Origin of the sequence: Xanthobacter autotrophicus ATCC 700552 (genome assembly GCF_043194565.1) — a bacterium.
In the GTDB taxonomy this organism is placed as follows: Bacteria; Pseudomonadota; Alphaproteobacteria; order Rhizobiales; family Xanthobacteraceae; genus Xanthobacter; species Xanthobacter autotrophicus_F.
Genome location: NZ_JBAFVS010000002.1, coordinates 153,257 through 165,862, shown reverse-complemented (window position 1 = coordinate 165,862; position 12,606 = coordinate 153,257). Strand labels below are relative to the sequence as shown.

Annotated in this window: 12 protein-coding genes and 1 tRNA gene; 10 read left to right on the top strand and 3 right to left on the bottom strand. The window is 67.4% G+C overall.

Going from position 1 to position 12,606, the window contains the following annotated elements; translation table 11 throughout:
* Positions 1-74: 74 nt before the first annotated feature.
* Both V5F48_RS02645 and V5F48_RS02640 read left to right on the top strand, forming a co-directional pair.
* A complete protein-coding gene (locus tag V5F48_RS02645; protein WP_394039797.1) occupies positions 75-1,169 on the top strand; it encodes an alkene reductase in 1,095 nt (364 codons plus the stop codon).
* Positions 1,166-1,909, top strand: coding sequence for an NUDIX hydrolase (locus V5F48_RS02640; RefSeq protein WP_394039795.1), 744 nt, complete (start codon positions 1,166-1,168; stop codon positions 1,907-1,909). The genes V5F48_RS02645 and V5F48_RS02640 overlap by 4 nt, the downstream gene beginning before the upstream one ends.
* Before the next feature lie 373 nt (positions 1,910-2,282).
* Here the strand turns inward: V5F48_RS02640 and V5F48_RS02635 are convergent, their stop codons facing one another.
* Positions 2,283-2,663: a tautomerase family protein gene (locus V5F48_RS02635; protein WP_394039793.1), complete on the bottom strand. Its 381-nt coding sequence runs from the start codon at positions 2,661-2,663 to the stop codon at positions 2,283-2,285.
* Between the two features lie 95 nt (positions 2,664-2,758).
* On the opposite strand from V5F48_RS02635, the gene V5F48_RS02630 reads away from it, so the two are divergent.
* The 8 genes from V5F48_RS02630 to V5F48_RS02595 all read left to right on the top strand — a co-directional run bounded on the left by V5F48_RS02630 (position 2,759) and on the right by V5F48_RS02595 (position 10,565).
* On the top strand, positions 2,759-3,616 hold the full coding sequence (locus V5F48_RS02630) for a LysR family transcriptional regulator (protein ID WP_394039791.1): 858 nt from the start codon (positions 2,759-2,761) through the stop codon (positions 3,614-3,616).
* A gap of 350 nt (positions 3,617-3,966) precedes the next feature.
* On the top strand, positions 3,967-5,550 hold the full coding sequence (locus V5F48_RS02625) for a 2-isopropylmalate synthase (protein WP_394039789.1): 1,584 nt from the start codon (positions 3,967-3,969) through the stop codon (positions 5,548-5,550).
* 406 nt (positions 5,551-5,956) lie between these two features.
* A complete protein-coding gene (locus tag V5F48_RS02620) occupies positions 5,957-6,943 on the top strand; it encodes a tripartite tricarboxylate transporter substrate-binding protein (RefSeq protein WP_394039787.1) in 987 nt (328 codons plus the stop codon).
* Positions 6,944-7,083: 140 nt separating this feature from the next.
* The gene (locus V5F48_RS02615; protein WP_394039785.1) at positions 7,084-7,590 is read left to right on the top strand and encodes a tripartite tricarboxylate transporter TctB family protein; all 507 of its coding nucleotides are present in this window, start codon (positions 7,084-7,086) and stop codon (positions 7,588-7,590) included.
* Positions 7,591-7,602: 12 nt separating this feature from the next.
* On the top strand, positions 7,603-9,102 hold the full coding sequence (locus V5F48_RS02610) for a tripartite tricarboxylate transporter permease (RefSeq protein WP_394039783.1): 1,500 nt from the start codon (positions 7,603-7,605) through the stop codon (positions 9,100-9,102).
* A gap of 130 nt (positions 9,103-9,232) precedes the next feature.
* A tRNA-Lys gene (locus tag V5F48_RS02605) sits at positions 9,233-9,308 on the top strand.
* A 243-nt stretch (positions 9,309-9,551) separates the two neighbouring features.
* Positions 9,552-9,992 carry a DUF3618 domain-containing protein gene (locus tag V5F48_RS02600; protein ID WP_394039781.1) on the top strand — a complete coding sequence of 147 codons (441 nt, stop codon included), beginning with the start codon at positions 9,552-9,554 and terminating at the stop codon, positions 9,990-9,992.
* 300 nt (positions 9,993-10,292) lie between these two features.
* Complete coding sequence (locus V5F48_RS02595; protein ID WP_394039779.1) at positions 10,293-10,565, top strand: hypothetical protein; 273 nt, start codon at positions 10,293-10,295, stop codon at positions 10,563-10,565.
* 134 nt (positions 10,566-10,699) lie between these two features.
* Here V5F48_RS02595 and fae read toward each other — a convergent pair whose 3' ends face one another.
* Entirely contained in the window at positions 10,700-11,209 is a 510-nt protein-coding gene (gene fae, locus V5F48_RS02590) for a formaldehyde-activating enzyme (RefSeq protein WP_394039777.1), read from the bottom strand.
* A gap of 158 nt (positions 11,210-11,367) precedes the next feature.
* Positions 11,368-12,594 carry a glycoside hydrolase family 2 TIM barrel-domain containing protein gene (locus tag V5F48_RS02585; RefSeq protein WP_394040155.1) on the bottom strand — a complete coding sequence of 409 codons (1,227 nt, stop codon included), beginning with the start codon at positions 12,592-12,594 and terminating at the stop codon, positions 11,368-11,370.
* Between the last annotated feature and the right edge of the window lie 12 nt (positions 12,595-12,606).

The following is a 12,606-nucleotide window of genomic DNA, read 5'->3' as shown; positions in this document are numbered from 1 at the left end:
CTTGGCGGCGGCGGGATCGCTCCTATGTGTGCTGCATCGCAACACTCCCACTGGCCCTTCCGGAGGGGTTCATCATGAGCGCGCCCACCTTGTTCGACAGCTTCCGCCTCGGCGACATGACCCTGCCCAACCGCATCGTCATGGCGCCCCTGACCCGCAATCGCGCCGGCGCCGGCTTCGTGCCGAGCCCGCTGGCCGCCGAATATTACGCCCAGCGCGCCGATGCCGGCCTGCTCATCACCGAGGCCTCGCAGATTTCCCAGCAGGGCCAGGGCTATCAGGACACTCCCGGCATCTACACCGAGGCCCAGGTCGAGGGCTGGAAGGCCGTGACCGACGCCGTGCATGCGCGGGGCGGGCACATCGTCATCCAGCTTTGGCATGTGGGCCGCGTCTCCCACACGTCGCTGCAGCCGAACGGCGGCGCGCCGGTGGCGCCCTCCGCCATCCCGGCCGCGACCAAGACCTTCGTGAACAACGGCTTCGCCGACACCTCCGAGCCCCGCGCGCTGGAACGCTCCGAAATCCCCGGCATTCTTGAGGATTATCGTCGCGCCGCCGCCAACGCCATCACCGCCGGCTTCGACGGGGTGGAGATCCACGGCGCCAACGGCTATCTGATCGACCAGTTCCTGAAGGACGGCTCGAACCAGCGCACCGACGATTACGGCGGCTCCATCGAGAACCGCGCCCGCTTCCTGCTGGAGGTGGTGGACACCATCGTCGCCGAGATCGGCGCCAACCGCACCGGCCTGCGCCTGTCGCCGGTATCGCCTGCCAACGGCATCAGCGACAGCAATCCGCAGGCTCTGTTCAACCATGTGGCGGAGCAGCTGGAAAAGCGCCACCTGCTCTTTGTCCATGTGGTGGAGGGCGCCACCGGCGGCCCGCGCGACGTGGCGCCGGACTTCTCCTTCGATGCGCTGCGCCAGCGCTTCACCGGACCGTGGATGGTGAACAACGGCTACGATCGGGAGCTGGCCCAGAGCGTGATCGGCGCCGGCAAGGCCGACCTCGTGGCCTTCGGCAAGCCGTTCATCTCCAATCCGGACCTGGTGGAGCGCCTGCGCCGCGATGCCCCGCTGAACGAGCCCGACCGCGACACCTTCTATGGCGGCGGTGCCAAGGGCTACACCGATTATCCCACCCTCGCGGACGCCGCGGCGTGACCACCGACGCCGGCTGGGGTTTCAAATGGAACGTGGATCGGCGCATGGCGCCGGTCCACCGCCTTGAGCTGCGCGCCGACCCGGGCGGCTGGCCGGAGATGGACGCCCAGCGCGCGGAGGTGGACGCCCATTTCGCCAGGAGGGCGGCGGATAATCCGCATCTGTGGAACGGCCCCATATTGCTGCTGCGCGATTATGCCTTTGCCGACGGGGTGCTCTCCGGCGGCTTCCGGCACACGGATTTTGCCGCCTTCACCTTTTGGCGGGATGAAGGCTGGCGCGACCTCGGCATGGTCAACGCCTTCGCACTTGCGGCCATCGAGGGCGCGGACGGCGGCTTCATCCTGGGGGTGATGGGCGCGCACACGGCCTCGGCCGGGCGCACCTATTTTCCCGGCGGCACCCCCGATCCGTCCGACATCACCGCCGACGGGCGGGTGGACCTCCACGCCTCCATGCTCCGCGAGCTGGAGGAAGAGACCGGCCTGCTGCCCTCCGACATCGCCCGCGATGACGGCTTCACCGGCCTGTTCGATGGCCCGCGCGTGGCGCTGCTGGGCCGGCTCGTGTTCGACGCCCCGGCCGAGGCTTTGGCCGCGCGCATCCGTGGCTTCCTGGCGCGGGAGGAGCAGCCGGAGCTGTCCGACGTGGCGGTGGTGCATTCGGAAGCCGACATCACCCCTGCGATGGCGCCGTTCGCCGTGGATTACATGCGGGCGCGCTGGGCGGCGCGGGGGTAGGGCGGCCTTGGCGCTGTCCGCTCAGACTGCGATGCCATCCGAGCGGTGCGTTCTCTCGCGGCTGGAACTGCACGGGTCGCCGTGAATGATCCGGTTGCTGATCTCCCGCTCGACCTGATCACACCAGCGGGACGGGGCGTAGTCCCTCTCCCCCTCGAAAGCTTCGGCGGGACGACAGCGCGCCAAGGCCCCGACCAGCCGGGCGGCGATGCTTGTCCATCTGTGATGAGACACCTTCTCAAACCTCTTCCACGCAAGCCGCTTCAGAGGGCTTGCGGCGCTGCTGAACGCCAATGATCCCAAAGGGGGGAGTGCCATGTTGCCATGGCATGGCGCCCCCTCACCTCCACCGGCGGGGGGCCGTCGCATTGCCTCAGGCGTATTGCGCGAGGCCGAGGCCGAGGGACCAGTTCTCCTTCGTGCCTTCGATGAGGTTCACGAACACGTCCTCGGGCCGGATGCCGGGGCTTTCGCCGAGCAACTCCGCGATGCGCCGGAACAGCGCCTTCTTCTGCTCCACCGTGCGGGTGTTCATGGCGCTGATCTGGATCAGCACGAGGTCGTCGCTCCGGGCGATGCCCCCATAGGACGCGCCATAGCGGAACGTGCCGGCGTCATGCTCGCGGATGGTCATGAACTGGTCGTCTTCCGGCACGTTGAAGGTTTCGCGCATGGCACGGTAGAGGCCATCGAAGATCGCCTGCCGGTAGGCTTCCGGCTTGCCGGCGCGCAGGGAGATGTGAACGAGGGGCATGGCAGGTCCATTCGCTGTTGGGCTGACGCGAAGCTAGGCCCAGCTTCGTCATTTTGATATGCTATCGATGATGATATCAGTGATAACATACCAATATGATTGATCGCCCCCTCGACCTGGATGCGGTGCAGGCCTTCCTGCGCATCGCCGAGCTTGGCAGCTTCACGCGGGCGGCCGAGGCCATGCGCACCACCCAGGCGGCGGTGAGCCTGAAGCTGAAGCGGCTGGAACAGCGGCTCGGCTGCCGGCTGGTGGAGCGCACGCCGCGCCATGTGCAACTGTCCGAGCGGGGGGAAGCCTTCCTTGACCATGCCCGCGCGCTGCTGGAGGCCCATGACCGGGCCCTTGCCCAGTTCTCCGAGGTCCGGCAGCGCCTCACCATCGGCATCAGCGACCATGTGGCGGGGCCCGAGCTTCCCGCCCTGATCGCGCGTATGAACGCGCAGGACCCGCAATTGCTGATCGAGATCCGCATCGGATCGTCGGGTGATCTGCTGCAAAGCTTCGACCGGCGGGAACTCGACACGGTGATGGTCCGCCTGCATGCCGGGCGCAGCGACGGGGAGGTTCTGACAGAGGAAAAATTTGGCTGGTTCGCCGCGCCCGGCTGGCAGCACCGTGCCGGCGAGCCCCTGCCTTTGGCCACCATGGCCGAGCCCTGCGGGGTGCGCGCCATGGCCGGGCAGTTCCTGGATGTGGCCGGGGTGCGCTGGACCGAGGTGTTCGTCGGCGGCGGCGTCGCGGCGGTGGCCGCGGCGGTCATGGCCGGGCTCGGCGTTGCCGCCCTGGCGCCGCGCATGCTGCCGTTTGGTGCGGTCGACGTGGGGCCAAGGCTCGGCCTTCCGGACCTGCCGCGCCTGCCCGTGCTCCTGCACACGCGGGTGAAGGATGGCCGGCCGCGCGCTGCGCTCGCCGCGCTTGCGGCGGCCTTCAGGAGCGTGGTGCGCGGCTAGGGTGCGTTACCGCTTAAGCGCGCGCATAGCGCCCCCCTTGCGCCCGCGCCCTCCCTCCGGTATGAGCATCCTCCCGATCTATCGAGCGAAGAGTAGAGCGCCCCGTGTCGTCCCGTGCGACCAAGACTGCCGCTTCTGCCCCCCGGACCCTCATGGTTCCGGGCAACGCTCTGATTCTGCGCGCGCTTCTTCTCCTTAGCCGCCCCTGAGGGCCGGCCGGGCTTTGCCTGGGCACTCAGGGGACACGCCGCCGCCGGGTTGAAGACCTGGCGCCCGTTTCGGCTTATGATCCGGCAAAACCGCGCCCGACCGATGAAGGGCTCCGCCGGACCGCCAGAAGGACCGTTCCGATGACCGACACTTCCTCCGCCCCCGTCGCCGGCAAGCCCTTATCCGACCGCGACCGCGTCATCATCTTCGACACCACCCTGCGCGACGGCGAGCAGTGCCCCGGCGCCTCCATGACCTTCGAGGAGAAGCTGGAAGTCGCCGCGCTCCTCGACGAGATGGGCGTGGACGTGATCGAGGCCGGCTTTCCCATCGCCTCCATCGGCGATTTCGAGAGCGTGGCGGAGATCGCCCGCCGGACGAAGAATGCCACCATCGCCGGCCTCTCCCGCGCCGCGCTCAACGACATCGACCGCTGCGCCGAGGCGGTGAAGCACGCCCGCCGCGGGCGCATCCACACCTTCCTGTCCACCTCGCCGGTGCACATGAAGTACAAGCTCCAGAAGCAGCCCCACGAGGTGCTGGAGATGGTGGTGGCCTCCGTCACCCGCGCCCGCAACCATGTGGAGGACGTGGAGTGGTCGGCCGAGGACGGCACCCGCACCGAGATGGACTTCCTGTGCCGCTGCGTGGAAGCCGCCATCAAGGCCGGCGCCACCACCATCAACATCCCGGACACGGTGGGCTACACCACTCCGGCGGAGTATGAGGCCCTGTTCCGCACCGTGATCGCGCGGGTGCCGAACTCGGACAAGGCCATCTTCTCGGTGCACTGCCACGACGACCTCGGCATGGGCGTGGCCAATTCGCTGGCGGGCCTTGCCGGCGGCGCGCGGCAGATCGAATGCACCGTCAACGGCATCGGCGAGCGCGCGGGCAATGCGGCGCTCGAAGAAGTGGTGATGGCCATCGAGACCCGCTCGGACGTGTTGCCCTATCGCTCTGGCATCAACACCAAGATGCTCACCCGCGCCTCCAAGCTGGTGTCGGCGGTGACCTCGTTCCCGGTGCAGTACAACAAGGCCATCGTGGGCCGGAACGCCTTCGCCCATGAGAGCGGCATCCACCAGGACGGCATGCTCAAGCACACCCAGACCTACGAGATCATGACGCCGGAGAGCGTGGGCGTCTCCAAGACCTCGCTGGTCATGGGCAAGCATTCGGGGCGCGCCGCCTTCCGCGACAAGCTCAAGACCATGGGCTATGAGCTGGGCGAGAACGCCCTGAACGACGCCTTCACCCGCTTCAAGGACCTCGCCGACCGCAAGAAGGTGGTCTACGACGAGGATATCGAGGCGCTGGTGGATCAGGGCATCGCCGCCGCCTACGACCGCATCAAGCTCATCTCCCTGTCGGTCATCGCCGGCACCCGCGGGCCGCAGCGCGCCACCATGCGGCTGGAGGTGGACGGCGTCGTGAAGACCGAGGAGGCCGAGGGCAACGGCCCGGTGGACGCCACCTTCAACGCCATCAAGGCGCTGGTGCCCCACCAGGTGAAGCTCGACCTCTACCAGGTCCACGCCGTGACCGAGGGCACCGATGCCCAGGCCGAAGTCTCGGTGCGGCTCGAGGAGAACGGCAAGGCCGTGACCGCCCGCGCGGCGGACCCGGACACGCTGGTCGCCTCCGCGCAGGCCTACATCACCGCGCTCAACAAGCTGCACATGAAGCGCCAGACCATGAACCCGCAGAGCGCCGTCGGCTGATCCGGCCCGCCACCGCAAGAGACGGCACGCGCCTGTCCCAATTGGAAAGGCCGCCCGGTTGGGCGGCCTTTTTCTTTGGCCGGCGAGACGGCGCAAACAGGCTTCACCGCCGGCGCGCCGCGCACGGCGCAGGCCCGGCGCCGCGAAAATTGCGCGACGCCTTCGGTCCGGATTTATCCATTGCGCTGCCGCATGACGGTAGCGAGTATATTAATAGATTACAATGAGTTAGCCAAGATTGTGCGGTGCGCTCCGGCGCCGCGGCGGCAAGTATCGCGCCGGTCTCGATACCGGAGCGGCATTCTCACGAGACGGTTACCTCCATTTCGGGCTTGACGGTTGCCGCTACGCGACCTTCAAAAGAAGAAAGGGCGTTCGTCAGAAACCCCCTGGAGGAGGAAATCCCATGCGTATCCTGTCAGCGGCGCTGGCCTTCGCGGCCGCGCTCGGACTTTCGACCGGAACGGCCACCGTCGCCGGCGCCCAGGCCTATCCCAGCCGCCCCATCACCATGGTCGTGCCCTTCGCCGCTGGCGGGCCCACCGACACCGTGGCGCGGCTGGTGGCCGAATCCATGTCCAAGTCGCTCGGCCAGCAGGTGATCGTGGAGAATGTGGGCGGCGCCGGCGGCACCCGTGGCGCCGGACAGGTGGCCAAGGCCGCGCCGGACGGATACACGCTGCTGCTCCACCATATCGGCCACGCCACCGCCGCCAGCCTCTACCGCAAGCTGCCCTACAACCCGGCCACTGATTTCGAGGCGGTGGGCCTCGTCACCGCCGTGCCCATGACCCTCATCGCCAAGAACGGCTTCGCCCCCAAGACCATGGCCGAGGTGGTTGAGTTCGTGAAGGTGAACAAGGACAAGGTCACCTACGGCAATGCGGGCGTCGGCTCGGCCTCGCATTTGTGCGGCATGCTGCTGATGTCCTCCATCGGCGCGCAGATGACCACGGTGCCCTATCAGGGCACGGGCCCGGCCATGAACGACCTCGTGGGCGGCCAGATCGACCTCATGTGCGACCAGACCACCAACACCACCGGCCAGATCAAGGGCGGCAAGGTGAAGGCCTATGGCGTCACCACCAAGGACCGCGTGAAGTCGTTGCCCGACGTGCCCACCATGCAGGAAAGCGGGCTGAAGGACTTCGAGGTGGCGGTCTGGCACGGCGTCTACGTGCCCAAGGGCACGCCGAAGGACATCGTGGACAAGCTGAACGCCGCCATCAGCACGGCGCTGGATGATCCCAAGGTGATCGCCCGCTTCGCCGACCTCGGCACCGAGCCGGAGCCCAAGGACCGCCGCAGCCCGGCTTTCCAGAAGGATTTCGTGATCGCCGAGATCGCCAAGTGGAAGCCGATCATCCAGTCCGCCGGCGTCTACGCCGACTGATGGTTGAGGCGCCGGTCAGGCGCGTGGCGCGAAAGGCTGGCGCCGACAGGTAAAGGCCACCAAGAACAGACGGCCGCACGTGCCGCCGAACGTTCCGCCCGGGGGAGACATCCTCCGGGCGGTCCCGTCCCGGCACCCGCGTGCCCGGCCGCACCCTCACCTTTCACACCGCCGCCGAGGCGCTCATGCACATCATCCGCAATCCCAAGGACGTCCTTTCGGGCCTTCTCTTCATCGTCCTCGCGCTGCTTTTCGCCTGGCAGACGCAGGACTTGCCCATGGGCACCTCGGTGCGCATGGGGCCGGGCTACTTCCCGCTGCTGCTCGCCATCCTGCTCGGGCTCCTGGGGCTGATCGTGCTCGTCAACGGCCTGCGCTTTCCCGGCGAGATGCCGAGCGGCATCGCCTGGTGGGCGCTCGGCATCATCACCGTCGCGGTCCTGTTCTTCGGCTTCGCGGTGCGCCCGCTGGGCTTCCTGCCGGCGCTCGCCATCTCGGTGTTCGTCTCGGCGCTGGCGAGCCGCAAGTTCCATGTGGTGACCGCCCTCGCCATCACGGCGGTGATGGCGGTGTTCGCCTGGGCGGTGTTCATCAAGGGTCTGGGCTTGCCGCTGCCGCTGCTCGGCCCGTGGCTCGGCGGCTATTGAGGGAGGACGGTTATGGAACTCTTCGACAACCTCGCCCTCGGCTTCTCGGTCGCGCTCTCGCTGCAGAACATTCTGTACTGCTTCCTGGGCGTGCTGCTCGGCACCCTCATCGGCGTGCTGCCGGGCCTTGGACCCATCGCCACCATCGCCATGCTGCTGCCCATCACTTTCGGGCTGCCGCCGGTGTCGGCGCTGATCATGCTGTCGGGCATCTATTACGGCGCCCAATATGGCGGCTCCACCACCGCCATCCTCATCAACCTGCCGGGCGAATCGTCTTCCGTAGTGACCGCCATCGACGGCCACCAGATGGCGCGGAAGGGCCGCGCCGGGGCGGCGCTGGCCACGGCGGCGCTGGGCTCCTTCTTCGCCGGCACGGTGGCGACCTTCCTGCTTGCCCTGTTCGCCCCGCCGCTGGCGGATCTGGCGCTTCAGTTCGGCCCGCCGGAATATTTCTCGCTGATGGTGCTGGGCCTCATCGCCTCGGTGACTTTGGCGTCCGGATCGGTGGTGAAGGCCATCGCCATGATCGTGCTGGGCCTGCTGCTGGGCCTGTCGGGTCAGGATATCTACACCGGCGCGCCGCGCTTCACCTTCGACCTGCCGGAACTCTCCGACGGCTTCGACTTCGTGGCGCTGGCCATGGGCATGTTCGGCGTCAGCGAGATCATCCGGAATCTTGAGGACGAGCACCAGCGCTCCCTGGTGGCGGCCAAGGTGAAGAGCCTGATGCTCACCAAGGACGAGTTCAAGCGCATCATCGGCCCGGTGCTGCGCGGCACGGCGCTGGGCTCCTTCCTGGGCATCCTGCCCGGCGGCGGGGCCATGCTGTCGTCCTTCGCCGCTTATTCCATCGAGAAGAAGATCTCGAAGACCCCGCAGGAGTTCGGGCGCGGCGCCATCGAGGGCGTGGCGGGACCGGAGAGCGCCAACAATGCCGGCGCGCAGACCTCCTTCATCCCCATGCTGACCCTGGGCATTCCCTCCAACCCGGTGATGGCGCTGATGATCGGCGCCCTGATCATCCAGGGCATCACGCCCGGGCCGAACGTGGTCACCGAGAAGCCGGACCTGTTCTGGGGCGTCATCGCCTCCATGTGGATCGGCAATTTCATGCTGGTGCTGCTGAACCTGCCGCTGATCGGGCTGTGGGTGCGGCTTTTGACCGTGCCGTACCATGTGATGTTCCCGGCCATCATCGCGTTCTGCTGTATCGGTGTTTACAGCGTGAACAACAATACCTTCGACGTCTATTCCATGGCCCTGTTCGGGGTGCTCGGCTACGCGCTGGTAAAGCTGGACTGCGAGCCGGCGCCGCTGCTGCTGGGCTTCGTCATCGGCCCCATGCTGGAGGAATACCTGCGCCGCGCCATGCTGATCTCGCGCGGCGACCCCATGGTCTTCGTGACCCGGCCCATCTCCGCCATCCTGCTGGGGCTGGCGGCGGCGGCCCTGGTGGTGGTGCTGCTGCCCTCGGTGCAGAAGACCCGCGAGGAGGCGTTCAAGGAATAGGGATGAGCCGGGAGGGGCGGGCTTCCGCAGCGGGTAACGACATGCCTGTGGAAAAACCGCCCCTCCCGCTCTTGCCAGCCCCGAACGCATTCGCTATACGAACGCCTCCTTCCGGGGGCAACCTTGGAACGGGCGCATAGCTCAGTTGGTAGAGCAGCTGACTCTTAATCAGCGGGTCCTAGGTTCGAGCCCTAGTGCGCCCACCAAATAATCCCAACACGTCCAGCGGATTTCAGGTGGTTCCGGTCCCGAGGCTCGGGACGATAGCGGGACAATCTCTTGCTGCGTCCTTGGGGCCTCCTTGCGGGCTCCTGGCGGCGGCGTCCGCAACACTTTGCGATCAATTGTCGTCCCCTCGCCATTCCCGATTCGGCGCGACGACTTGCTCGAGAGCGCTGGCGCGGCGCCTCGGTGTGAGACACGCCCCCGTCGGTGCGGAGGCCGTTCACATGGAACGTTCAATGGAACATTCACGTGGAACGATTGACGCGGCGCAACGTTTTCTCTCGCAGTCGCGGTCAGGCTTGCACGCCGTGGCAGCATGCGTTGATCGAGGAACGAAAATCATGGCCGACGCAAATCTCGCTCAGGACACCCGCGCGAACATCGAAGCGCAGATCATCGAGTTGAGGAATGAGATGGGCCGCCTGAGCAAGTCGCTTCAGGCGCGCGCTTCAGATGTCGCCGAAGATGCCGAGGATGCCTTTGAGACGGTAAAGTCTCGCGCGGCTGGCGCGGCTAAGACCGTCCGCCGGCAGGCTCACGTGGTTTCCGAGGCCATCGGGGACAATCCCGGCACGGCGGCTGCGGTGCTTTCGTCTGCGGGCGTCATGGGGCTTCTGGTGGGCTTCGCCGCCGGCTACATCCTGGCGAGCGGCTCGCGGCGCTGAGCGAGCCGTCGGTCGGTTCTGACCCGAAGGGAGCCTTTCATCCGCGCCGTACCGTCGCGGGGAAGGCCGCCTCATGGGGGTATGGCATGGTGATCGCCGAGGCCAGGGCGCCGCTGGCAAAAAGAGCCGTTGAAGAGCGGTCCGGCAGTGCAGTGCAGCAGGCAAAACGCCTCCCCTTACCGCAATGCGGCAAGAATATATTACCCCCAGACCAAGGAACGGGGTGAAGTCTGCGCGAATTTCTGCTCTACTCTGCGTCCAACAAAGGCTCCCGGAACGACGGGGCGCGGGAGGGATATTGTGACATTCGAGACGAACGGTCGTTCGCGCCGGCCCATTGGACGTGTTGCGGCGAGGAGCATCGCCGCGGGTGATGACATCGCGGGCGACGACATGGCGCGTCAGAGCGCGGCGGTTGTGGTTGTTGCGCTGTCCTGCGCGGCTTCGGGCCTCCTGATGGGGCTTTGCCTGGCGGCTGCCCACTGGCCGGCCTTGGCGTTTGTGTTCGGCGCCGTGCTGGCGGGTACGGGCGCGTGGTTCGCCAAGGGTCTCGTCGCCCAGATCAAGGGCTGATCTCGCGATTTTTCAGGATGGCGTGCGGCCGGCGGGTCGGACGCCATCTTTCGTTTGGGACCAAGCCGTTGTGGACCCTGCTGTTTGCCGGCGCCGCCATGGGCCACCTGCTTTTTCGTCCGCTCGCGCGGTCATCAGTCAGCGGCGAAGGGATGGCGCGCGCTGGCCATCCGCGCCAGCACGTCCGTGGGCCGGGGCGTGCCGCTCACTGCCCGCGCGATCGCAAGGCGCGTGGCCTCGTGGTTGAATGCCTGGATCTTGGCGTTGTCGCTCGCATCCCAGTGGATGAAGACCCCGACGCAGATGAAGACGTCATCGGCCTCCTCCACCGGAATGATGCCCTCGGCCACGCAGTCGGTGACCGCCTTGGCCACCGCATATTGCGCCGGGCCGAACATCTGCACCGCCTGGCGGGCATCCTTGATGGTCACCTTGTTGAACAGCACGGTGGCGGGCTTGGCGAGGAGATTGGGCTCCACCACGGCCAGCAGGGTGGTGAAGCCGTCCTTGTTGTTGGTCAGGGCATTCACGAACGCGGTCTCGGCGGAGGAGCCGCGCGGGCCCATGATGAGGTCGATATGGGCCACTTCGTTGCCCTCGCCCACCAGGGCCTCGCCCACCATCAGGCGATCGATCTTCGGCATGAAACCTCCAAAACTACGCGACGTGCTGAACGGCGCCCCCGGCCTTGCCGGGGCCATTGCGCTGTTGATGCAATAACCTGACCGTGCCGGGGTCAGCGTTTGTCGCAGTGTGCTGGCCGTGGATCTGGCGTGGATCGGGCCGCGCGCCCGAGGCCGGCCTACAGGACCTCGAACGGCAGGTTCCCGGTGGCGGCGGCGCCACGGCCGTCGCGTACCGTCACGAACACGCGGTAACGGCCCGGCGGCAGGCCGGCGATGCGGACCCCGACCGGGTGGGGATCGTGGATGGCCTGGGAAAAGCTCGGGGGCACCGGCTCGGGATCGCCGCCGACGCTGCGCACGGCGGTCTCGGCCATGACCTGCCATTCCACCTTCAGCGAATCGCCGTCCGGGTCGGTGGCGGCGAGGCGGACATGGGTTTCGCCATCGGCGGCCATGCGCGACGGCCCGGCGAAGGCGAGGGCGAGGATGCGCGGGGCGTGGTTGGCCCCGCCCGGCGGCGTGCCGCCCCAGATGTCGGCCATGGCTTCCACGGTCTCGGTCCATTCGCCGGTGGGCAGCAGCAGGGAATACCAGGTGGGCGTCACCTCCTGCTTGTGGCCCCACAGGAAGGGCATGGCGCCCACGCCCGCCTGCCGGGCCGCGAGCAGGTAGCGCCGCACGCGATCGGCCTTCTGCGAGGAGGTGGGCTCCATCGGCGCGCCCCACGGCGCGGTGGGGGCGTCCCAGTGGCCCTGTGCGCCCATTTCGGTGAGCATGATGGGGCCGGTCCAGCCCTGGGCCCGGGCGCGCTTTGCCGAGGTGAGCAGGCCGTCGCCATAGCCGTTGATGCCGAGGACGTCGATGCTCGGCGCATGGCGCTTGACGAGCGCCGCCTTGTCGTTGCCCACCTCGGCGACGGCCGCCATGGTAGGGTGCTGGCTGTCCAGGGTCTTGACGAGCCTGGCGGCTTCCTCGATGGCCGGCCACACCGACATGGCCTCCTCGGGGGAGAGGTCCACCTCCACCTCGTTGCCGATGCCCCACATGAGCAGCGCCGGATGGGTGCGATAGCGCTCCACCATTTGGCGCAACACCTCCAGCTGCTGGGTCACGGCGGAGCGGTTGGCATAATCGAAGCCGACGCGCGGATGGCCGAGCCAGAAGCCGACGATCACCTTCAGCCCGGCCCGCTGGGCGGCGTCGAGGATTTCCCCCGGCTCCTGGCCGTAGGTGCGCACCACGGTGGCGCCGAGGGCTTTCAGCTCGGTGAAGCGGGCCTCGCCGCTGGCGCCGTTGGGAACAAAGGGCTTGCCGTCCACGACGATCTCGGCGCCGCGCACGCTGACCTGCGCGGCGTGAGGGGAGGACGGCATCAGGAACGCGCTGAGCGCGATGAGGAGCATACGACGCACGGG

Coding starts and splice junctions, on each gene's coding strand:
- V5F48_RS02645 (WP_394039797.1), top strand. CDS start 75: ATGAGCGCGCCCACCTTGTTCGACAGCTTCCGCCTCGGCGACATGACC.
- V5F48_RS02635 (WP_394039793.1), bottom strand. CDS start 2,663: ATGCCCCTCGTTCACATCTCCCTGCGCGCCGGCAAGCCGGAAGCCTAC.
- V5F48_RS02630 (WP_394039791.1), top strand. CDS start 2,759: ATGATTGATCGCCCCCTCGACCTGGATGCGGTGCAGGCCTTCCTGCGC.
- V5F48_RS02625 (WP_394039789.1), top strand. CDS start 3,967: ATGACCGACACTTCCTCCGCCCCCGTCGCCGGCAAGCCCTTATCCGAC.
- V5F48_RS02620 (WP_394039787.1), top strand. CDS start 5,957: ATGCGTATCCTGTCAGCGGCGCTGGCCTTCGCGGCCGCGCTCGGACTT.
- V5F48_RS02610 (WP_394039783.1), top strand. CDS start 7,603: ATGGAACTCTTCGACAACCTCGCCCTCGGCTTCTCGGTCGCGCTCTCG.
- V5F48_RS02600 (WP_394039781.1), top strand. CDS start 9,552: ATGGAACGTTCAATGGAACATTCACGTGGAACGATTGACGCGGCGCAA.
- fae (WP_394039777.1), bottom strand. CDS start 11,209: ATGCCGAAGATCGATCGCCTGATGGTGGGCGAGGCCCTGGTGGGCGAG.
- V5F48_RS02585 (WP_394040155.1), bottom strand. CDS start 12,594: ATGCTCCTCATCGCGCTCAGCGCGTTCCTGATGCCGTCCTCCCCTCAC.